Below are 19,596 nucleotides of genomic sequence, written 5' to 3' on the forward strand. Positions count from 1 at the left end.
GTGCTTAGCTTGTTTGAAGGCATAAAAAAAGGCCCCGTCAGGAGCCTCGTTCAGCGCATGGGTGGCTACCGCCGGATGGTTACACCATCCTGCCCATGCGCCGTCCCACCACAAGAATAACCGCAAAATTTTTCATGGGCCGAGTTGATAAACACAAATGCCTGAGGCGTCAACGGCTTTTCGTTACACGATCCGGCGCTTTCTCGGAACATTGTTGCGCAAACCGTCCGAGAAAGCTGCGCGAACAGGCCCATAGCGACTACGGCAAGGCACCGCTTGTCTCATGACGCGCAAGGGTCATCGTCCCCCGGCTTGACGGCGATGCGGCTTGGCGCTACCTCCCTTTCCGGGCTTCAGATCCCCGCCGCTCGCAGGCTTCCAGTCTCGGTGAAATCTGACTTCTGACGATATCCTCTCGCCCCGATCGCATTTCGTGTGGCAGGCAATGCGAGCCCCTCCTCTTCCCAATCGAAATGCGAGAACAGGAGTGCGGGATGTCCAAGGACACCTCCAAGCCGAATGCCTACTTGACCGCGCCGCTCGGCGCGATCTTCTTGAAAACGGCGCTGCCGATCATCTTCGTCATGGGCATGAACGGGCTGTTGACGGTGGCCGATGCCATCATGCTCGGCATCTATGTCGGCGCCGAAGCCGTCGGCGCCGTGACCACGGTGTTTCCGATCTTCATTCTCACCGTGGCGCTGGCCACCCTCGTCGTCAGCGGCATGGCGAGCCTGCTTGCCCGCCATCTCGGCGCCGGCCGCTTTGCTGAAGCCCGCGGCGTCTTCGCCGGCGCCCACATGCTGGCGCTGACGATCGCTGTTGCACTGATCGCGCTGTTCGCAGCCTTAGGCGACCGCCTGGTGCTGACGCTCACCAATGGTCCGGGGCCGCTCGCCAGCATGGCCGAGCGCTATATCGCGATCATCATCTTTGGCGCGCCCGTCCAGTTCCTGCTGGCAGTGCAATCGGATGCGCTCCGATGCGAGGGACGCGCCGGGCTGATGGCCGGCCTCAGCCTGCTGGTCTCGCTCGCAAACCTTGCCCTCAATTATGTGCTGATCGCGCTGCTGGACATGGGTGTCGCGGGGTCCGCGACCGGCACCGTGCTGGCGCAACTCCTCGCGCTCGGCCTCATCGCCCTCTTCCGCCTGTTCGGACGCACGGAACTGCGGCTCTCCGCCCTCCTCCGGCATAATCCGCTGACGGGATGGAGCCGCATGATCGCGCTGGGCAGCCCCCAGAGCCTCGGCTTCATCGGCATGGCGCTGGTGTCGGTGACGATCATGGCGGCGCTGCAGAAGACGGCGGCCGAAAACTACGCCACCACGGTCGCCGCCTACGGCATCATCACCCGCATCATGACCTTCGCGCTGCTGCCGCTCTTGGGCCTGAGCCAGGCGATGCAGGCGATCGTCGGCAACAATGTCGGCGCCGGCCTCGCGGACCGGGCAGAAAGGATGCTGCGGCTTGGCATGCTTGTGGCGTTCTTCTACTGCCTCGCCGTCGAGGTGCTGCTCCTCGGCTTTGCCAGGCCGATTGGCGCGACCTTCGTCGACAACGATGCGGTCATCGCCGACGTCGCGCGCATCATGCCGGTGATGGTCGCGATGTACGTCTTCTCCGGACCGCTGATCATGCTCGGCAGCTATTTCCAGGCGATCGGCGATGCGCGCCGGGCGGCGATCCTGGGGCTTGCCAGGCCCTATCTCTTCACCATGCCGCTGGTCGCACTCTACGCGTCGACCTTTGGCGAACCCGGCATCTGGTTCGCCATGCCGACTGCAGACGCGCTGCTTCTCGCGGTCGCGCTGCTGGTGTTGTGGCAGGCCTCGCGGCAACGACCCGCAACGGCTCCGTCAGGCTGATCTGCGCGCGACGCGCCGGCTCTCCGGCGCGTCGCAGTCCGTGTCGCTAGAACCGCGAGAACCCGACAAGCGACGGCATGATGGAACCGCGGCCATCGTTGATGAACGGCGCCAGCCCCGCGGCCACCTCTTTGCTCGGATTGCCATAGACCTCGAGCCGCTCCACCGTGCAGTGGGCGGAGACGTCGTTGATGTGTGCATCCGACATTTGCCAGTGCCGGAGCACGTCCTCAGAATTGCGGTAGAGCTGGATGCTCACCGCCTGCATCTCTTTCTCGTCGATGAACGTCCGCACCATCAACTGCGGCGCATGCTCTTCGACGAAGGCGATCGCGCTGCGCACCGCCTCGCGGAACGGTTCGAGATGGCCGGGAGTAATCCTCATCAGGTTTCGGAAAAGCAGTTGCTCGGTCATGCATCCTCCATGTCGCGTATCGCTGGCTCCTCGGGCCGGATCCGGGCCGAAGATGGCGTTCGGCCCAACGCCGATGGAGAGGTTTGTAAGAGCTCAAGCTTGGTTGAGGTCAAGCGGCAGATACCAGAGCAATTTTGGAGGTCGGCCGCGTCCGCATGCACCGGCCATTAACACTTGACGTGGCAAATTAGCTTGGCTGCATGATGCAGCTTAAAAACAAAGGCAATGAGATGCTTGACCTTTCCGTGCTCACACCTCTCCTCCTCAGTTTCGGCGCGATCTACCTGTTCTTCCGTTGGGTCGTGTTCGATATGAACGCCCCAAAATAGACCCCCGCGCTCCAAGCCTGCCTCCGTGAGAGGCCTGCGATCCCTGCCGGAGCGCACGGAGGCACCCCCCTACTCATCGACAAGCCTGGCGACGAGATCACCGAGCAGGCGCTCGAGCTCGGCGTCATGCCCCTTGTTCAGCGCTTCCAGCCCCACCACCTGGCGCATGATCTGCACGCCGGCGACAAGCGACATCAGCAGCGCCGCGCGCTGACCTGCATCCGCGCCTGAAAGCGCCTCCGTGACGTTCTTCTGGTGGTGGCTTTCGACCACCTGTCGCGCGATATCGACCGCGCGCTCGTTGGAGATTGAGCGGAGCATGATGAGGAAGCCGTCGAGCGCGGTTGCCTCCGGCTCCGTCACCTTCAAAAGCGCGCTTGCGATGCGCGCTGCCCGGTCCGGTGCGCTGAGCGTCTCCGGCGTGGCGATGATCGGCCGTTGGTTGGCGGTCGAAAGCACTTCGGCAAAGAGCCCCTCCTTTGAACCGAAATAGCGGTTGATCAGCATCGCCGTAACCCCGGCCCCTTCAGCGATCTCGCGCACACCGGCGCCTTCATATCCCGAGGCGATGAAGGCGGAGCGTGCGGACTCAAGAATTGCGGCGCGCGTGGCGTTCGCGTCGCGGCGGCGCCCGTCCTTTTCGGCAGGCCGCTTTTCTGCGCCCCCTTTTTCAGCAGCCCCCTTTTTGGCAGGCATGGCCCCTCCTTAGTATACACCTGTAGACATGATCATGAATCGGAAGTATACAGACGTAGACTTGCCGCTGCAACGCGCCTTGCAAGACAGCCTTCATTCCATCCACGGAGCCTCACGTGACCAGCATTTGCGCCTATGGCGACAGCCTGCATTTCTTCCGCTCCTGGCTCGCAGATCCACTGCGCGTCGCCTCGGTCACGCCGTCCTCCCGGTCGCTTGCCCGGTTGATCACGCGCGAGATCGACCCTCGCTATGGCCCGGTGCTCGAACTCGGTCCCGGCACCGGTGTCTTCACGCGCGCGTTGATCGAGCGGGGCGTGCGCGAGGAAGACCTTGTGCTGGTCGAATCCGGCCCTGACTTTGCTGCCGTCCTGAAGGCGCGTTTCCCGGCCTCCACCATTCTTTCGATCGACGCGGCGCGGCTTGCCGATGGTCATTCCGAAATTCCCGCAGGCATCGGCGCTGCGGTCAGCGGCCTGCCGTTGCTCTCCATGCCCACCCGCAAGGTTATGGCAATCCTTTCCGGTATTTTCCTGCACATGCGGCCGGGTGGCCACCTCTACCAGTTCACCTACGGTCCGCGTTGCCCCATCCCGCGGCCGCTGCTCGACCGGCTCGGCCTTCGCGCCCGGCGCATCGGCGGCACCATCAGAAACTTCCCGCCCGCCTCCGTCTACCGGATCAGCCGGCGCAAGCCCTTCGCGGCCATGCACAGGACCTGCGACTGACGCAACGAAAGAAGATGAAAACCGATGAATGAATGTGTTCTTGTCACCGGCGGCACCGGCTTCGTCGCCCGCTGGTGCATCGTCTCTCTGCTCGAAGGCGGATACCACGTTCGCGCCACCTTGCGCGATCTCGCAAAGGCCGACGCCGTCAGGCGCTCGATCGCCGCCGTCAGCGACGCGACAGACCGACTGTCCTTCGCCAGGGCCGATCTGACCGGAGATGACGGCTGGGCCGAGGCGATGGAGGGCTGCACCTATGTCCTGCACGTCGCGTCGCCGCTCGGCGGCATTCCCGGCGGCGGTCGCGACGCCTATGTTACGCCGGCTCGCGAAGGCACGCTGCGGGTGCTTTCCGCCGCCGTCGATGCCGGCGTCCGGCGTGTGGTGATGACTTCGGCGGCCGCCACGACCCGGCCGCCGCTGGACTCAGGCCTTGCTAGCGACGAGACGCGCTGGGCCGACCCCGACGACCCGCAATTCGACAATTACCGGGTCTCCAAGATCCTCGCCGAACGTGCCGCCTGGAAGTTCATGGAGGGCAAGGCAACGGAGTTCGCCACGGTGCTGCCCGGCGCCGTCTTCGGTCCCGTGCTTTCGAGCGAAAATCTCGGCTCGGTGAAGATCATCGGGGACCTCGTTGGCGGCCGGCCGCGGTTCCTGCCGCGCCTCGGTTTCTGGGTGGTGGACGTACGCGATCTCGCCGACCTGCACGTCACCGCCATGACCGCGCCTGAGGCCGCAGGCGAACGCTTTCTCGCCGCCGGCGACTTCCAATGGATGGAGGAGATCGCCGCCACGCTGCGCCTGGGCCTCGGCGTCGATGGCCGCAAGGTGCCGACGCGACGGCTGCCGACCGCGCTCGTGCGGCTGCTGGCCCCGCTCAGCGCCGATTTGAAGCCGCTGGCCCCGCTGCTCGGTCGCAAGTTTGCGCTGTCATCCGACAAAGCCCGGCGCCTGCTTGGCTTTGCGCCGAGGCCGGTGAACGCCACCATCCTCGACTGCGCCCGCAGCCTGATTGCGGCCGGCGGGCGCTGATTTCAGCCGACCGCAGGGCTACACCTGCGGCGGCAGCAGGAACAGCGTCATGGCGAAGATCACGTAGACGGTGAGCGCCAGCACGCCCATGTACCAGGCAGACCGCCCCCCGTTGGAAAGCAGCGTCGCGGCCATGGTCGCGACCAGCATCATCACGATCGCCCCCGGCCAGAACTGCAGGTCCATCGGCTGCGGCCCGAGCACGTAGCTCAGAAGCACCAGCAGCGGAGCGACGAAGAGCGCAATCTGCACGGCGCTGCCGAGCGCTATGCCGACGCTCAGGTCCAGCCGATCCTTGCGCGCAGCGGAGAAAGCCGTCGCCATCTCGGCCGCAGCACCGACGAGCGCGACGACAACGAAGCCGACGAAGGCCGGCGTCATGCCAAGCTCTTCTGCCGCAACCTGCACCGAGCCGACGAAAACTTCGCTGACGAGCGCCACAAGAACGGTCACCACCAGCAGCACGATGATGCCCGTCGCCAGCGGCCAGTGCGGTTCATCACCGCCATGCTCGGAAGTGGCCGAGACGAACAGCTCGCGATGGGTCTTCAGCGAAAACAGCATCCAGAGCCCATAGGTGATGATGAGAAGGACGGAGAGGCCGGCGCTCAGCTGCTGGGTGAAAGCCGTCTGCGGCTGGCCGTCGGCAGCACCGATCAGCGAAGGCACGAGCACGGCGATCGTCGCCATGAACAGGAGGCTCGCCAGAAAGCGCGCATTCACCCGGTTGAACTCCTGCAGGTGAAACTTGAGCCCGCCGAGCAGAAACGAACCACCCAGCATGAACAGCGTGTTGGTGACGATCGCGCCGGCGATCGAGGCCTTGACCAGCAGATACTGGCCGGCAGCAAGTGCCATCAGGGCGATGACGAGCTCGGTCAGGTTGCCGAGCGTTGCATTCAAGAGCGCGCCGACCGTGTCGCCGGTGCGGGCCGCAACCGCCTCCGTCGCCTGGCTCAGGAGCGCCGCCAGCGGCACGATCGCCGCCACCGACAGCAGGAAAAGCAGCGTATGGGCGTCCGGCCAGATGTGCTCGCCGGCGATCGCGATCGGCACGAAGACGATCAGCCAGAGTATGGGTGTCCGACGAAAATAGGCAATTGCATCGCTCATGGCTTCCCCTCGCCCGCTTCCCGCTCGCCCTTCGAGCGTCCGTGGCCGGCAACGCCCCTGACGGTCACCCGAACGGACGTGCCTGGCCTATGGTTGAATTATCCCGCGTCCTCTCGCGTTCTGCATTGACTTTCATCAAGTCGGAGCGTGCCCGGCGCCCAGTCTCAGACCCGCTGGATCAGCGCCCGCCCGATCGGCTTTTCCGGCTCGCCGCTCAAGACAAGCGACGTCGTCACGGCGCCATAGCGCGCGATCGTGTCGACGATCGTTTCAAGCTCGCCCGGCGTCGGCACCAGCACCTTGAGAAGGAAACAGTCCTCGCCGGTCAGCCGCAGCACCTCGATCACCTGCGGCATCTCGGAAAACTGCTTGAGGCATGCACGGATATGTTCGTGCGTCGTCTTCAGGCGGATCACCGCCATCATGCCAAGCCCGAGGCGTGCCGCATCGATGCGTGCGCCATAACCGGAAATGATGCCGCGCTCCTCCAGCCGCTTGACCCGCTCCGAGGTCGCCGGCTGCGACAGACCCATACGCCGCCCGAGCTCCGAGATCGCGATGCGTCCGTCTTCCTGCAATACCTCGATGATCGCGATATCGGTCGGGTCGAGGGCAGAACAGTCAACCGCCATATTTCACCTTCAATCCATCGGCAAACGGCCGCACTTTCCGATGATTGCGCATTCAGATGGTCAAGGGAAGCTGGCAGTCTCCCCCATGTTGAAGATGAGAGGACGACATGAACGATATCATCATCCTGCCCGGCATCGGCGGTTCCGGCGAGGCGCACTGGCAAACCCGATGGGAGTATGCAGACTCTCAGATGCGCCGTTTCCAACCGGGCGATTGGGATCGTCCGCAGCTTGCCGACTGGATCCAGGCGCTCGACAGCGCCATTGCCTCAGCAAGCGAGCCGCCCCTTCTCGTCGCCCACAGCCTTGCCTGTCTGCTCGTCGCCCATTGGCATGCGGTCCGCACCCGTCCGATCGCCGGCGCTTTTCTCGTGGCGGTTCCCGATCCGACGTCTGCGGCCTTCCCGGCGGAGGCTGCCAGCTTCGCCAAGGTCCCGACGGAACGCTTCCGCTTTCCCTCCCTTATCGTCGCGAGTTCCAACGACCCCTTCGGCACCATCGGCTACGCGCAGATGCGGGCGGCGCAATGGGGCAGCCGGTTCGCCGAAGCCGGCGCCGTCGGCCATATCAACGGCAAGAGCGGGTTGAGTGACTGGCCGGAAGGGCGGGCGCTGTTCCGGTCGTTTGCTCAGGGCATCAAACCATCGGAGGGCTGAGGCGTCACACAGTCCGGCCAACGTCGGCGAGCTTTCCCGACAGTTTGCTCAGGGAGAGCGCACAATCTTGCAAGTTATGCGCTAATCATGCCAAGTGGCGCCACAACCGCCCGCCAGGAACCACGCATGACGCCGACCGTGTCGCTGACGCCATATTACCGCTACTTCGCCCTCGTTTGCCTGGCGTTGACAGGAGTCTGCGTGGCCGGGATGTTCGCCTACGAGACCCTTGTTGGCCCGATACCGAAGGGAACTGCATACGGCGTCTGGTTTGCGCAGACATTGTCATCGGCTACCGCCACAGCCAGCCGTTTCGTGCAAAGGCATCGCCGATGCCCGACGGAAGAAGAGAAAGCGAAACTGGCCCGCGTCTCCTTGGGCTTAGCCACGGCAATTAGCATTCTGCCGGGTGTTGCAATTGCTGCTTGGGTCTACGTCATGGCGTTTGTATTTGGCGACCCAGGCTATGAGATCGCCTACTACGTCAACCGGCAGCAGTTCGTCTCCCTGCTGATGTCTCTGGACATGGTTCTCTGTCTCGTGATCGCAGGCGGTATGGCCCTCCTCCTGACCGTCTCGTACTTCATGATGCGCTGGCAGTACGGTAGCTCGGCGAGGAGGATGGCCGGCCGGCTATCGCTCTGACAGGGAACTAAATCGGAGTGCGCAAGTCGCCATGCCGCTGCCCGTGCCCCGCGTGCTCGAGCGTGCAACATCTCGAAACCACTTGTTAAATCCCCTTGGCTAACATGAAGCGCCGTATTGCCGGGGTTTCTCGCGTTGCTGAACAATGAACTTCATTCCTCGATCCGTGCCGGAGAGCAGGATCGCCGTGACGGCCTGAAGCCCGGCAACCGGTTCCTCGGACGGGTGGTTGCCTGCAACGGCGCGCGCGCGACGATCGCTGCGATCGCAGAGAGCGGCGAGACGTCGCTGACCGAACTCTGGTCCGTCGGCCGGCTGATTTCCATTTCCGTCGGCAGGAACCGCGTGGTGGCGCTGGTCTATTCGATGCAAACCGCCTCCAGCGAATGGGGCGAAGAGACCAACAACACCTTCCGCATCGAAGTCGAACTGATGGGCGAGGTCCATAGGGGACCCGACGGTCGTGAAGAGTTTTCCGCCGGTATCAGCCAATATCCCTATCTCGGCGCCATCGCCCACCGCATCCGCGGCGCCGACCTTGCGCGCATCTACGATTCCGGCCGCAACGACAGCTGCATCATCGGCAAGCTGACCCAGGACGAGAGCCTCGACGCAACCATTCACGTGCCCTCGATGCTCGCCAAGCATTTCGCCATCGTCGGCACGACCGGCGTCGGCAAGTCGACCGCCGTCACGCTGCTGCTCAACAAGGCGATCATTGCCGATCCGAAGCTGCGCGTGCTGATCCTCGACCCGCACAACGAATTTGCCGCCGCCTTCCCCGACCTTGCCGTCGTCATCGACACCGATACGCTCGACCTGCCCTTCTGGTTCTTCCGACTGGAGGAGTTCGCAGAGGTGATCTTCCGCGGCCGCCCGGCGCCGCCGGACGAGCTCGACATGCTGCGCGACATCATCCCCGAGGCGAAGAAGGCCTTCCGCGGCGGCGGCGACGCCGGCATCGTGCGGCGCCAGACGGAAAAGAGCTCGATCACCGCCGACACGCCGGTGCCTTACCGCATCGCCGACCTCTTGGCGCTGATCGACGAGCGCATCGGCCGGCTCGAAGGGCGCAACGACAAGCCGCATCTGCGCTCGCTCAAGGTCAAGATCGTCTCGGCGATCAACGATCCGCGCTATCATTTCATGTTCTCGTCGAACACCATCACCGACACGATCCAGGACACGATCGCCCGGGTTTTCCGCATTCCAGGCGACGGCCGGCCGATCGCCACCTTCCAGCTGGCCGGCATCCCCTCGGAAGTCGTTAATTCCGTCGCTTCGGTGCTTTGCCGCATGGCGTTTGAAATCGGGCTCTGGAGCAATGGCGGCATCCATATGCTGGTCGTCTGCGAGGAAGCACACCGCTATGTGCCCGCCGATCCGTCGCTCGGCTTCCTGCCGACCCGCCAGGCCATTGCCCGCATCGCCAAGGAAGGCCGCAAATACGGCGTCTCGCTCGGCATCATCACCCAGCGCCCCGGCGAACTCGACCCGACGATCCTGTCGCAGTGCTCGACGGTCTTTGCCATGCGGCTTGCCAACGACCGTGACCAGGACATCATCCGCTCGGCCATTCCGAACTCGTCGACATCGACGACCAGCTTCATTTCCTCGATCGGCAATGGCGAGGCTATCGCATTCGGCGAGGCGGTGGCCGTGCCGATGCGCATGCGCTTTTCTCGCATCGCCGAGGAGCGCCTGCCGCGCGCCCACGGGATCATCGACCGGATCGACGAGGACCATCCGCCGACCGTTGACCTGCGCGCGATCGTCAGCCGCATGCGCGCCATCAACGGGCCGGATATTTCGAACTTCCAGCAGAGCTACATGGCGGCGCAGACCGTGAGCGAAGAGCAGCGCTGGGAGACCGAACTGGGCGCCACGGCAGAAGCCGAGCCGCAACCGGGCCTCAGCGAGCCGCAGGTCGAGATCGAGCCCTATCGTCCGGACATGCTTCCGCGCGCGCCTGCCCCCGTCAATCCGGAGCTGGAGCGCTTCAATCAGATCCGCCAGCAGCTCTTGAACGAGCCATCCCCGGCCGATCAGGCCCAACGCCGTTCGCAAACGGCTGACCCGGCGTCCGGCGAGCGGCCGCGCCAGGGCTCGCTGCGCGAAAGCCTGTTGAAGCGGCCCCTCGGCAGCATCATCCGCAAGACCTAGGCAGCGAACGCGTGAAACTGCGGGCGCCCCATTTGCCCGATGACAACCAGAGATGTAAAAGCGTTTTGTCCAGACATGCGCTGCGGGCCGCAGTGCGTGAACAACTCTGGAGTGGAATAGCGGCTCGCTGGGTGGTCGCACGCGTCCTTGCGACCGAAGGGCCTCCAGGGGCCGCTCCACGTTAACGCGATTGGCATGCTTCGGCCCGCCCCAATGCGGCCGTGGCTCCGGGCACCCGAACAGAACGGCACAAGCAGCGTTGCCCGATGGCGTCGCAGACCGATAGAATAGAAGTTTCAAGCGCTTCGACATCTGATCGCGCACGCCTTTCGGTGGCAGCGGAGAAAAGACCTTGCCAGAGAACGACTACGATGCCTTTGCGGCAGCCTATGATGCCGACAACGAGAACAACGCCTGGAACGCCTATTACGAGCGGCCGGCGACTTTGGCACTCGCCGGCGACGTCGCCGGGCTTCGGGTGCTCGACGCCGGTTGCGGCGGCGGAGCGCACGCGGCAGCGCTCATCGAGCGCGGCGCCACGGTGACCGGCATCGATCGCAGCGCCGGTCTTCTGGACATCGCCCGTCGACGCCTCGACGGGCGTGCGCAATTGCTGAGGGCCGATCTGGCCGAACCCTTGCCGTTCGACGACGGTGCCTTCGACCTCATCGTGGCATCCCTCGTCATGCACTATCTGGAGGACTGGTCGCTCCCGCTTTCCGAATTCAACCGGGTTCTGCAGAAGGGCGGCCGCCTGGTGTTTTCCACGCACCATCCGTTCATGGATCATTCCCTTTCCGGTCACGACAACTATTTCGAGACCTATCGCTTCGACGATACCTGGGAACGGGGCGGCAGGACCATCCACATGCGCTTCTGGCACCGCCCGCTGCACGCCATGTTCGATGCGCTCAAATCAGCCGGATTTGCCACCGAGACGGTGAGCGAACCGGAGCCCGATCCGCGTGCCCGCACGCTCTTTCCGGACGCCTACAGGAGCCTGACGACCAAACCGCGCTTCCTCTTCTTCTCGGCCGTGAAAGCGTGAGCGCGACAGCCTTCTCGACGTTTTGAAGGGCCGAGCAGGAGGAAGTCATATCCCGAGGATTTGCTCGTGCGCGCCCGTTGCGCCCCAGCGGACGATTTCGGCAAGGATCGGCATCAGCGCCCGCCCATGGTCGGTCAGGCTGTACTCCACCTTGCGCGGCACCACGGGATAGTCCCGGCGACTGATCAGGCCCCGCTCCTCCAGTTCCCGCAGTTCGCGGCTGAGAATACGCGGGGTGATCGGCTTACCGAGCCCGCCACGAAGCAGCGACCGTCCGATTTCGCCATAGCGGTGCGTCCCGCCTTCGAGCACGCAGAGGATGTGCAGCTTGTAGCGCCCGCCGACGATCTGGTTGAAGGCGATGGCGGGGCAGAGCCGGATATGGCTCATGTCGAGACCGGTCAGGCTGGACACTTTCGGCCCGACACCTCGGTCCGATGCCACGGCTTGTTCCGTCATGTCGGCGCCCCCCGTACTATCCTTTTTGTCCGTATTTACGATATCGTACCAGAGAGTTAGCGTGCTTTCAGCAAACAATGCCGGAGGAAAGCACGATGGCTGACATGGCGCAGGCACACGCGACAGTAAAGTTCGAGACGGCTTTCGGAGCGCGGCCATGAGCGTGGAGATGACCGTGCTGGCGCTCGGCTGCATCTTCGGCATCATCCAGGTTTTTGTCGCGGCGCAACTCCAGACGCGCCAGAACGGACTGGCCTGGTCGCTCTCTTCGCGCGAAGCGGCCGGGCCGCCGCCAACGCCCCTCGTCGGACGGCTGAAACGCGCGCAGGCAAACTTCCTCGAGACTTTTCCCTTCGCCGCGTCCGCGCTGCTTGCAGTCGAAGTCACCGGCGCAAACAACACGACGACGGAACTCGGTGCGATCGTCTGGCTTTCGGCACGGCTCGCCTTTTGGCTCGCCTATGCGATCGGCATTCCCGTGCTGCGCTCGGCCCTGTTTGCGACCAGCATCATCGGGATCGGACTGGTGCTGTGGCCGCTGCTGGCGTGGCTGGTGTGAGCCGATCAAGCGTAGGCACAAGCAGGCAAATCACCCCCTGAGGTCAGGGTAATCCCACGATGGCGCCAGACGGCGGCGTGCCGCTTTCACCGCTTCGCCGTAGTCTTCGCGAAAGGGTGCGACCAACTGCTTTTGAAGGTCTGCCAGCACTGCGAGCAGCACCGCGCATTCGGCCGTGCTTTCGAAACAGGAGGCGTCCGGCGTTGGAACTGCGTTCTCCTCGCTCCAACGCGACAGAAGTTCAAAGAGCACCAGGGCTTCATCGGGAGACAGACGGATTTCCGCGCTGTCAGGAGACGTTTTCTGCTCGTCTGTCATGATCGGGACATGGCATGCGCCGCCCGAACCTGCGGGGCCGCCCCGCTCACAGCAAGGCATCAGCGCCTATCCTGCAAGGGAACTTTGCCGCGGGCCGACCGTTGTCGTGGCGACATCCTGGGGTAGGATCAGTCAGCCGGTTTTGTTGACACCGACGACAACGGGAGCGCGCCATGGTCACAAGCATCACGCCCTTTCTGATGTTCCAGGATGGCGTCGCCGACGACGCCATGGCCTTCTACGTCTCGCTGTTCCCGAATGCCGAGGTGCTGGAAGTCGAGCGCTATGGACCGGATGAGCAAGGTCCCGAAGGCAGCGTCAAGGTGGCGCTTTTCCGGCTCGGCGCGCAGCGGGTCAAGTGCATCGACAGCCCGGTCCGGCACGCCTTCGATTTCACCCCGTCGTTCTCGTTCTTCGTGGAATGCCAGAGCGAGGATGAGATCATCACGCTTTATGGCATGCTCGCCGAAGGCGGGGCAGTGCTGATGCCACTCGACAATTACGGCTTCAGCCAGCGCTTCAGCTGGGTCACCGACCGCTTCGGCGTGTCCTGGCAGCTGAACCTCGCCGACTGATCCGCAGCAACGGCGCTCGTCAAAGCACCTCCTCGGCGCTCGAAATGCGCTGCCAGCTGTCGTCGAGCTGGTTACGGAACCAGGTCATCTGCCGCTTGGCATATTGTCGCGTTGCCGCAGCGCCCATCTCGATCACTTCGGCCTCGTCGAGTTCGCCCTTCAAAAGGGCTGCGATCTGGCTGACGCCGATCGCCTTCATGATGGGCATTTCCGACGGCAGCTCGAGCGCAAGCAGCGCCCGCACTTCGTCGATCGCGCCGCCGGCAAGCATCAACTGGAAGCGACGGTTGATGCGGTCGTGCAGGAGCTTTCGCTCCGGCAGCACGACATATTTTGTAGCCCGGTCCGGGTCGACGATCATGGGTCCGGTCTGCTGTTGGAAGAAGCGGATCGGCTTGCCGGTGGCCTCCACCATTTCGAGCGCCCGCACGATCCGCTGGCCGTCACCGGGCTTCAGTGTCACCGCCGTTTCCGGATCCCTGGCTTCGAGGTCGCGATGCAGCGCCTCCGCCCCTTCCGCCTTCAGCCGCTCGCGCAGCCTTTCCCGGATCGCCGCCGGGATCTCCGGCATGTCCGAGAGACCACCGGTCAGCGCCTTGAAATAGAGCCCGGTGCCGCCGACAAAAACCGGCAAGCGTCCCTCGCCCTTGAGCTGAGCGACCAATGCCTGCGCTTCACGCGCCCAGGCACCGGTGGAATAGGCGGATGCCGCCGGCACATGGCCGTAAAGACAGTGCCCTATGCCGCCCATGTCGGCCTCGTCCGGCCGCGCCGTCAACAGCCGCAGCGTGTCATAGACCTGCATGCTGTCGGCATTGACGACCACGCCGCCGTGTCGGCGCGCCAGTTCGACGGCAAGCGCGGACTTGCCGCTGGCGGTCGGCCCGGTTATCAGGATCGCGTCGCTCTCGGTATCAAGGTTGTTGTCCATGGCTCTCGTTGCCACGCTTATCGCCAATCCGTCAAATCCTGTTCTGACGCCAGCACTGGCGGAAGCAGCCGCTGACGCCGTCAAGGCATCCGGCCTCTATTGGCTCGCCGATGGCATCGCCTGCGATATCGCGCTGACCGACGGCACCGATCCGGATGCCGCCGAAACCCTGCTGCGCGGCGTGATCGGCGATGCACCGGTCGATGTCGCCGTGCAAGACGCCGAGAGCCGCCGCAAGAAACTGCTCATCGCCGACATGGACTCGACCATGATCGGCCAGGAATGCATCGACGAACTCGCCGCCGAAGTCGGCCTGAAAGACAAGGTGGCGGCGATCACCGCCCGCGCCATGAACGGCGAGATCGCCTTCGAGCCGGCGCTGATCGAACGCGTAGGACTTCTGAAGGGCCTGCCACTTGGCGTCGTCGACGAGGTCATCGCCAAGCGCATCACGCTGACGCCGGGCGGAAAACAACTGATCGCAACGATGAAGAGCAAGGGCCACTATACCGCGCTCGTCTCCGGGGGTTTCACCGTCTTTACCGGCCCGATCGCCGAGATGCTCGGCTTTGACGAGAACCGCGCCAATACGCTGATCGCCGAAGACGGCATCCTCACTGGCGAAGTCGCCAATCCCATCCTCGGCAAGCAGGCCAAGGTCGATTCGCTGATCGAGATCGCCGACCGCCTCGGCATCTCGACGGACGATGCCCTTGCTGTCGGCGACGGCGCCAACGATCTCGGCATGATCCAGCTTGCCGGCACCGGCGTGGCGCTGCACGCCAAGCCCGTCGTTGCCGAGCAGGCCAAGGTCCGCATCGACCACGGCGACCTCACCGCCCTTCTCTATCTGCAGGGCTATCGCAAGACGGATTTCGCCGGATGATCATTGCCGAGACTGAGCGGCTGCGCATCCGCGCCTGGAAGGAAAGCGATCGCGATCTCTTCTTCGCGATCAACAGCGATCCCAAGGTGATGGAATTCTTTCCCTTCCGCCGCAGCCGCGCGGAATCAGACGCGCTGTTCGATCGCGTCGGCAAGGGCATCGCCGAAACCGGCTTCGGCTTCTTCGCCGTGGCGCTCAAGGCCGACGACAAGCCAATCGGCTTCTGCGGCCTCGCGCTCACGGATTTGGAGCCGCACCTGCCCAAAGGAACGGTCGAAATCGGCTGGCGACTGGCTCCGCCCTACTGGGGCAAGGGCTACGTCACCGAAGCGGCCAACGCCCTGCTGCGCTACGGCTTCGAGGAAAAGGGCTTGAGCGAGGTCGTCTCCTTCGCGGTTCCCGCCAACACCCGCTCGACCGCTGTCATGCAACGGATCGGCATGCACCGCGACCCAAGCCGCGACTTCGACCACCCCCGCGTCCCAACCGATCAGCCGACCCTGGTTCGGCATGTGCTCTATGCGATCAGCGCCGAGGAATGGCGGGCGCATCGTTCAAAGGCCGGGAAATAAGCTGCCGCTTCGTGAGTTGCCCTCTCTGTCTGCCGGACATCTCTCTCCGCAGGCGGGAAGAGAGACGCCAGCCGCACTAGCACTACCCAACCACCTCTGAAGAATGGCGGGCGTTCGCCATATCTTTCCGTCTCCCCGCGTGCGGAGAGACGGTGCCGGCAGGCGGAAGAGGGGCAAGCGCTCGCCCTGAGGATAAGGGCCTCCTCACCGCTTTCGCCCCGCCCCCGGGTAGCTCCGTTCGATCCAGTCGACAAAGGCCCTGGCCGCCTCCGACAGCGCCTCGAAGCGCCGCGCCACGATAAAGAACGCGCCATAGGGCACTGAGGCGTCGAACGGCTGGATCAGCCGGCCGGCGGCGATGTCGTCGCGGGCATGGTCGCGGTCGATGAGGCCGACGCCGCTGCCGCGCAGCGTCGCCTGCAGCACCATCGAGCCATCGGCGAAGATCGCGCCGCGTGCAAGCTTCACCGGCGCGGTGCCGGCCGCCGCAAACCATTGTTCCCAGAGTTGCCGGTTATCCTCATGCAACAATGGATGCTGCAACAGGTCTTCGGGTCGGTCGAGCGGCCGCCCGGCGCCGGCAAGCGCAGGCGTGATCACCGGGACCATCTCCACCTCGGCAAGAGGCCGCGTCTCCACCCGCGACCAGGAGCGCGCGGTCAAGCTGTGGCGGATGGCGATATCGGCCTCGCCGCTTCGAAACTCGGCGAGCCGCGACTCCGCATCGATCACCAGATCGATCTCCGGATGCGCCTCCTGAAATTCCTGCAAATGGGGCACCAGCCAGCAGCCGGCAAAGGATGGCTCGGCGCTGACCTTCAGCGTCTGCGACAACCGCCGCCCCGAGAGCGCGTCGAGGCTTTCGCCCACCATGTCGAAGGCAGACGTCAGCGTGCCGAGCAGCGCCTGACCATCGGCCGTCAACCGCACACTGCGGTGGAGCCTCTCAAACAGCGGCCGGCCGATCAGCTCTTCGAGCTCGCGCACCTGCCGGCTGATGGCCGCCTGCGAGACGAAAAGCTCCGATGCAGCCAGTGTGAAACTCTCCAGTCGCCCGGCCGCCTCGAAACTCCGCAACGCTGTCAGGGGCAGTCGGCCGCGCTTCATGCATAACCTCAAGTTATCCGAAGGAGACTGTAAACTCGTTTGAGGGGTGCCGGCAAGTGGAGTGAAATGCTTGCAAGAAAGGAGGTGCGGCAATGCATACGATTATCGAAATTCTGTTCGAAGCCCTCAGGCTGATGACCTTCCAGCCGGCGCGCAAGCCGTCCCCGCACCCCAGGCAAGCGAGCGACGACTGCTGAAAGAAGTGCACCTCACCACTTCTCGAATGCCCCTCACCCTAACCCTTTCCCCCGCAAGCGGGGAGAAGGTCGCGGCAGCGGGATGAAGGGCCGTGTCTGTGCCCATCATGAGCACGCTGCGGCCCGTCGGCCGGACCGCAGCGTTGAATCAAAACCTGAGCATGTGGATTCAGCCTCTCAGCCCCAGGGGCGATAGCACTGAAAAGATTCAGACAATCGGCGTCGACCGAAAGCGGCGCTGCGGCATCGATCCGATGCCGCAACCGCAACTGCCGGAAGGCGCGATGCGCCCTACTCCACCCGAACGGTGACGAAGCGCAATTCGCCGGACTTGTTGGAGATCAGAAGGGCGGCGTGGCGACGGCCGCTGGATTTCAGCTCCTCGACCCGGTCGGCCACGTCGGCGGGCGTCTCCATCGCCTCCTGACCGACCTCGACGATGACGTCGCCCGCCTCTACGCGCCGCTCTGCCGCGACCGAATTCGGCGCGACCTCGGTGATGACAACGCCGTCCACGTCTTCGGCAATGCCGTATTTCTTGCGCGCCTCTTCGTTGAGCGTCGCAAGCTTCATGCCGAGCACGACGTCGGTCGCTGGAAGCGGCGCAGCCTCCGGCTTGTCAGCCTTCGACCCCTCGTCGCCGGTTGCCGCGTCGGCACTTGCAAGCGCGCCATCCTCGAGGCGTCCGAGGGTCACCTTGACTGTCTGTTCCTTGCCGTCGCGGATCACCACGACATCGACCGCCTTACCGACGGGGCTTTCGGCGACCACGCGCTTCAGGTCGCGCACCTCGCCGACATCATGGCCGTCGAATTTGACGATGACGTCGCCGGCCTTGATCTCGCCGTGCGTGATCGGCCCGCCTTCGATGATGCCAGAGACGAGCGCGCCGCGCGGCGCGTCCATCTTCAGGCTCTCGGCGATATCGTCGTTCACAGGCTGGACGCGCACGCCGAGCCAGCCGCGACGCGTCTCGCCGAAGTCCTTGAGCTGAAGTACCACATTGGCGGCAAGTTCGGTCGGCACGGAGAAGCCAATGCCGATCGAGCCGCCCGTTGGCGAGATGATCGCCGTGTTGATGCCGATCACTTCGCCGGCCATATTGAACAGCGGCCCGCCGGAATTGCCGCGGTTGATCGCAGCGTCCGTCTGGATGAAATTGTCATAGGGGCCGGCGTTGATGTTGCGGCCGCGCGCCGAGATGATGCCGACCGAAACGGAACCGCCAAGGCCGAACGGGTTGCCGATCGCCATCACCCAGTCGCCGATGCGCATCTTGCGCGAATCCCCGAAAGGCACGGCCTTCAGCGGCGCCTTCGGCTCGACCTTCAGCAGCGCGAGATCGGTCTGTGTGTCTTTGCCGACGAGCTTCGCCTTCAGCTTGCTGCCATTGGCGAAGTTGATCTCGATGTCGTCGGCGCCCTCGATCACGTGGTTGTTGGTGACGATGTAGCCAGAGGGATCGATGACGAAGCCGGAGCCGAGCGATTCGACCGTGCGCTGGCGGTTACCGCCCTGATTGCCCTGGCCCTTGAAGAATTCGTCGAAATAGCGCTGGTAGGGCGAGCCCTCCGGCACCTGCGGCGCCGGCGCATCATCGTCGTTCTTGACCTTCTGCGAAGTCGCGATGTTGACGACGGCATCCAGCAGTCCGGCGGCCAGATCGGCGACGGAGGCCGGGCCATTGCTCGGCGGCCGGATCGCCGTGTTCTGGGCGAGCGCGGTGCTGCTGAAGGCGAGCGCGCCTGCGAGCGCCAGAACGCCGAGGGAGGCGCCAAGCGAGTGTACTCGGGATTTTGATCGCGTGGACAATTCGCTTCAGCTCCTCTGGCTGTGTGCGGTGACACCGGCACACCATAGCACTTTGATTCTTCGCATAATTCCGCCTCGACCGAAACCGCCGGCCGGGCTTATGCGGCAGATTTGACAAACGCAAGCCGCAAGACCGCGACGTCCGACTTTCCTCTGAAGATAAGGCGGAATTCGGAAGGGTCCAAACACGATTTCCTGATCCTTGCGCGCAAGGGTGCGAAAGGACGGACGTTCCCTGCCAAGCCTTTACGTCGAGGCCGGGCGTGGCTGATCAGGTGGTGAGCTCGTGACCGTGGTCTTTCAGCGCCTGGACCGCCTTGTCGAGATCGGAGCCGGCAACGAAGATGTAGTCGGTGCTGAAGGTCGAATTGGCAAAGACGCCGACGCCGGCATCCGAAAGCGGCCGGAGCACCGAGGCGAGCACGCCGGGCACGTCAAAGGCAAAATGCTGCTCGACACGGAAGCAGCGCCAGCCGAGCGAACTCTGGACGCTGGACGGCACGCGGGCGGCCCGGCAGACCAGCGTCATCTCCTCGCGCGAGCTCGACACGGTCCAGAAGCCCGGCCCCGGCAGCCATTCCGGCATGCTGGAGCCGATATTAAGGCGGGTGATGGCGTATTCGGCATCGACCAGCCGGATCAGCAGTTTATGTGGCATTTCGCATTATCCTCGAAGCAACCATACAAGTCCGACCCCGGCAGCCACGCAAACGAGCCCCGCCAGTCGAAGCTGATGTTCGGGGACATACGGCAAACGCTTCGCCATTTCCACCAAAACCAAAGGGGCCAGTGCGTACACCAGCCCCTCGATGATCAGGAAGAAAGCGAATCCTGTCAGAAAGTCTGACATCG

General features: G+C 64.1%; 22 protein-coding genes. 11 read left to right on the forward strand and 11 right to left on the reverse strand.

The genetic code is table 11. The features are described 5' to 3' along the window. The first annotated feature begins 494 nt into the window (after positions 1–494). On the forward strand, positions 495–1,868 hold the full coding sequence (locus AC3WVQ_RS11025) for an MATE family efflux transporter (RefSeq protein ID WP_210207567.1): 1,374 nt from the start codon (positions 495–497) through the stop codon (positions 1,866–1,868). Between the two features lie 46 nt (positions 1,869–1,914). Here the strand turns inward: AC3WVQ_RS11025 and AC3WVQ_RS11030 are convergent, their stop codons facing one another. Continuing rightward, entirely contained in the window at positions 1,915–2,283 is a 369-nt protein-coding gene (locus tag AC3WVQ_RS11030; RefSeq protein ID WP_090294279.1) for a hypothetical protein, read from the reverse strand. 398 nt (positions 2,284–2,681) lie between these two features. After that, positions 2,682–3,308, reverse strand: a complete 627-nt coding sequence (locus tag AC3WVQ_RS11035; RefSeq protein ID WP_090294281.1) for a TetR/AcrR family transcriptional regulator — start codon at positions 3,306–3,308, stop codon at positions 2,682–2,684. A 116-nt stretch (positions 3,309–3,424) separates the two neighbouring features. On the opposite strand from AC3WVQ_RS11035, the gene AC3WVQ_RS11040 reads away from it, so the two are divergent. Further along, a complete protein-coding gene (locus tag AC3WVQ_RS11040) occupies positions 3,425–4,036 on the forward strand; it encodes a class I SAM-dependent methyltransferase (protein WP_090294282.1) in 612 nt (203 codons plus the stop codon). A 24-nt stretch (positions 4,037–4,060) separates the two neighbouring features. Beyond that, positions 4,061–5,071 carry an NAD-dependent epimerase/dehydratase family protein gene (locus tag AC3WVQ_RS11045; protein WP_110818672.1) on the forward strand — a complete coding sequence of 337 codons (1,011 nt, stop codon included), beginning with the start codon at positions 4,061–4,063 and terminating at the stop codon, positions 5,069–5,071. Between the two features lie 18 nt (positions 5,072–5,089). Here AC3WVQ_RS11045 and cax read toward each other — a convergent pair whose 3' ends face one another. Further along, complete coding sequence (cax, locus tag AC3WVQ_RS11050) at positions 5,090–6,184, reverse strand: calcium/proton exchanger (RefSeq protein WP_034792668.1); 1,095 nt, start codon at positions 6,182–6,184, stop codon at positions 5,090–5,092. 164 nt (positions 6,185–6,348) lie between these two features. Next, the gene (locus AC3WVQ_RS11055) at positions 6,349–6,816 is read right to left on the reverse strand and encodes an Lrp/AsnC family transcriptional regulator (RefSeq protein WP_090294285.1); all 468 of its coding nucleotides are present in this window, start codon (positions 6,814–6,816) and stop codon (positions 6,349–6,351) included. Between the two features lie 107 nt (positions 6,817–6,923). Here AC3WVQ_RS11055 and AC3WVQ_RS11060 point away from each other — a divergent pair, with 107 nt between their 5' ends. From AC3WVQ_RS11060 to AC3WVQ_RS11075, 4 genes are all read left to right on the forward strand, one after another. Then, positions 6,924–7,472: an RBBP9/YdeN family alpha/beta hydrolase gene (locus AC3WVQ_RS11060; protein ID WP_090294286.1), complete on the forward strand. Its 549-nt coding sequence runs from the start codon at positions 6,924–6,926 to the stop codon at positions 7,470–7,472. A 126-nt stretch (positions 7,473–7,598) separates the two neighbouring features. Next, positions 7,599–8,117 (forward strand): ABZJ_00895 family protein, encoded by a 519-nt coding sequence (locus AC3WVQ_RS11065; RefSeq protein WP_034792648.1) that lies wholly within the window; start codon positions 7,599–7,601, stop codon positions 8,115–8,117. A 135-nt stretch (positions 8,118–8,252) separates the two neighbouring features. After that, positions 8,253–10,280: an ATP-binding protein gene (locus AC3WVQ_RS11070; protein WP_089043633.1), complete on the forward strand. Its 2,028-nt coding sequence runs from the start codon at positions 8,253–8,255 to the stop codon at positions 10,278–10,280. Positions 10,281–10,632: 352 nt separating this feature from the next. After that, a complete protein-coding gene (locus AC3WVQ_RS11075) occupies positions 10,633–11,328 on the forward strand; it encodes a class I SAM-dependent methyltransferase (RefSeq protein WP_492382722.1) in 696 nt (231 codons plus the stop codon). A gap of 45 nt (positions 11,329–11,373) precedes the next feature. Here the strand turns inward: AC3WVQ_RS11075 and AC3WVQ_RS11080 are convergent, their stop codons facing one another. After that, positions 11,374–11,787, reverse strand: a complete 414-nt coding sequence (locus tag AC3WVQ_RS11080) for a winged helix-turn-helix transcriptional regulator (protein WP_244546700.1) — start codon at positions 11,785–11,787, stop codon at positions 11,374–11,376. Between the two features lie 157 nt (positions 11,788–11,944). Here AC3WVQ_RS11080 and AC3WVQ_RS11085 point away from each other — a divergent pair, with 157 nt between their 5' ends. Further along, on the forward strand, positions 11,945–12,346 hold the full coding sequence (locus AC3WVQ_RS11085) for an MAPEG family protein (RefSeq protein WP_090294289.1): 402 nt from the start codon (positions 11,945–11,947) through the stop codon (positions 12,344–12,346). A 30-nt stretch (positions 12,347–12,376) separates the two neighbouring features. Here the strand turns inward: AC3WVQ_RS11085 and AC3WVQ_RS11090 are convergent, their stop codons facing one another. Beyond that, a complete protein-coding gene (locus tag AC3WVQ_RS11090; RefSeq protein ID WP_090294291.1) occupies positions 12,377–12,664 on the reverse strand; it encodes a hypothetical protein in 288 nt (95 codons plus the stop codon). Between the two features lie 173 nt (positions 12,665–12,837). On the opposite strand from AC3WVQ_RS11090, the gene AC3WVQ_RS11095 reads away from it, so the two are divergent. Further along, positions 12,838–13,239 carry a VOC family protein gene (locus tag AC3WVQ_RS11095; protein WP_060515969.1) on the forward strand — a complete coding sequence of 134 codons (402 nt, stop codon included), beginning with the start codon at positions 12,838–12,840 and terminating at the stop codon, positions 13,237–13,239. A 19-nt stretch (positions 13,240–13,258) separates the two neighbouring features. On the opposite strand, the gene miaA is transcribed toward AC3WVQ_RS11095, so the two are convergent. Next, entirely contained in the window at positions 13,259–14,170 is a 912-nt protein-coding gene (miaA, locus tag AC3WVQ_RS11100) for a tRNA (adenosine(37)-N6)-dimethylallyltransferase MiaA (RefSeq protein ID WP_034792634.1), read from the reverse strand. On the opposite strand from miaA, the gene serB reads away from it, so the two are divergent. Together serB and AC3WVQ_RS11110 are read left to right on the forward strand one after the other, a co-directional pair. Beyond that, on the forward strand, positions 14,169–15,056 hold the full coding sequence (serB, locus tag AC3WVQ_RS11105) for a phosphoserine phosphatase SerB (RefSeq protein WP_110818673.1): 888 nt from the start codon (positions 14,169–14,171) through the stop codon (positions 15,054–15,056). The two genes, miaA and serB, sit on opposite strands and share 2 nt — an antisense overlap. Next, positions 15,053–15,628 (forward strand): GNAT family N-acetyltransferase, encoded by a 576-nt coding sequence (locus AC3WVQ_RS11110; protein WP_060515966.1) that lies wholly within the window; start codon positions 15,053–15,055, stop codon positions 15,626–15,628. The genes serB and AC3WVQ_RS11110 overlap by 4 nt, the downstream gene beginning before the upstream one ends. Before the next feature lie 204 nt (positions 15,629–15,832). Here the strand turns inward: AC3WVQ_RS11110 and AC3WVQ_RS11115 are convergent, their stop codons facing one another. The 4 genes from AC3WVQ_RS11115 to AC3WVQ_RS11130 form a co-directional block, all read right to left on the reverse strand. Beyond that, positions 15,833–16,735, reverse strand: coding sequence for a LysR substrate-binding domain-containing protein (locus AC3WVQ_RS11115; protein ID WP_090294296.1), 903 nt, complete (start codon positions 16,733–16,735; stop codon positions 15,833–15,835). Between the two features lie 488 nt (positions 16,736–17,223). Further along, positions 17,224–18,744 (reverse strand): DegQ family serine endoprotease, encoded by a 1,521-nt coding sequence (locus AC3WVQ_RS11120; RefSeq protein WP_051659253.1) that lies wholly within the window; start codon positions 18,742–18,744, stop codon positions 17,224–17,226. 271 nt (positions 18,745–19,015) lie between these two features. Next, entirely contained in the window at positions 19,016–19,402 is a 387-nt protein-coding gene (locus AC3WVQ_RS11125) for an ACT domain-containing protein (protein ID WP_034792627.1), read from the reverse strand. A gap of 6 nt (positions 19,403–19,408) precedes the next feature. Next, a complete protein-coding gene (locus AC3WVQ_RS11130; RefSeq protein WP_034792618.1) occupies positions 19,409–19,594 on the reverse strand; it encodes a DUF2065 domain-containing protein in 186 nt (61 codons plus the stop codon). Between the last annotated feature and the right edge of the window lie 2 nt (positions 19,595–19,596).

This window comes from Ensifer sp. EB106-05-01-XG146, from assembly GCF_058791875.1.

Bases quoted from the DNA above. Each gene is read 5' to 3' on its own strand.
- AC3WVQ_RS11025 (WP_210207567.1), top strand. From the start codon at position 495: ATGTCCAAGGACACCTCCAAGCCGAATGCCTACTTGACCGCGCCGCTC.
- AC3WVQ_RS11030 (WP_090294279.1), bottom strand. From the start codon at position 2,283: ATGACCGAGCAACTGCTTTTCCGAAACCTGATGAGGATTACTCCCGGC.
- AC3WVQ_RS11035 (WP_090294281.1), bottom strand. From the start codon at position 3,308: ATGCCTGCCAAAAAGGGGGCTGCTGAAAAAGGGGGCGCAGAAAAGCGG.
- AC3WVQ_RS11045 (WP_110818672.1), top strand. From the start codon at position 4,061: ATGAATGAATGTGTTCTTGTCACCGGCGGCACCGGCTTCGTCGCCCGC.
- cax (WP_034792668.1), bottom strand. From the start codon at position 6,184: ATGAGCGATGCAATTGCCTATTTTCGTCGGACACCCATACTCTGGCTG.
- AC3WVQ_RS11055 (WP_090294285.1), bottom strand. From the start codon at position 6,816: ATGGCGGTTGACTGTTCTGCCCTCGACCCGACCGATATCGCGATCATC.
- AC3WVQ_RS11060 (WP_090294286.1), top strand. From the start codon at position 6,924: ATGAACGATATCATCATCCTGCCCGGCATCGGCGGTTCCGGCGAGGCG.
- AC3WVQ_RS11065 (WP_034792648.1), top strand. From the start codon at position 7,599: ATGACGCCGACCGTGTCGCTGACGCCATATTACCGCTACTTCGCCCTC.
- AC3WVQ_RS11080 (WP_244546700.1), bottom strand. From the start codon at position 11,787: ATGACGGAACAAGCCGTGGCATCGGACCGAGGTGTCGGGCCGAAAGTG.
- AC3WVQ_RS11085 (WP_090294289.1), top strand. From the start codon at position 11,945: ATGAGCGTGGAGATGACCGTGCTGGCGCTCGGCTGCATCTTCGGCATC.
- AC3WVQ_RS11090 (WP_090294291.1), bottom strand. From the start codon at position 12,664: ATGACAGACGAGCAGAAAACGTCTCCTGACAGCGCGGAAATCCGTCTG.
- AC3WVQ_RS11095 (WP_060515969.1), top strand. From the start codon at position 12,838: ATGGTCACAAGCATCACGCCCTTTCTGATGTTCCAGGATGGCGTCGCC.
- serB (WP_110818673.1), top strand. From the start codon at position 14,169: ATGGCTCTCGTTGCCACGCTTATCGCCAATCCGTCAAATCCTGTTCTG.
- miaA (WP_034792634.1), bottom strand. From the start codon at position 14,170: ATGGACAACAACCTTGATACCGAGAGCGACGCGATCCTGATAACCGGG.
- AC3WVQ_RS11110 (WP_060515966.1), top strand. From the start codon at position 15,053: ATGATCATTGCCGAGACTGAGCGGCTGCGCATCCGCGCCTGGAAGGAA.
- AC3WVQ_RS11115 (WP_090294296.1), bottom strand. From the start codon at position 16,735: ATGAAGCGCGGCCGACTGCCCCTGACAGCGTTGCGGAGTTTCGAGGCG.
- AC3WVQ_RS11125 (WP_034792627.1), bottom strand. From the start codon at position 19,402: ATGCCACATAAACTGCTGATCCGGCTGGTCGATGCCGAATACGCCATC.
- AC3WVQ_RS11130 (WP_034792618.1), bottom strand. From the start codon at position 19,594: ATGTCAGACTTTCTGACAGGATTCGCTTTCTTCCTGATCATCGAGGGG.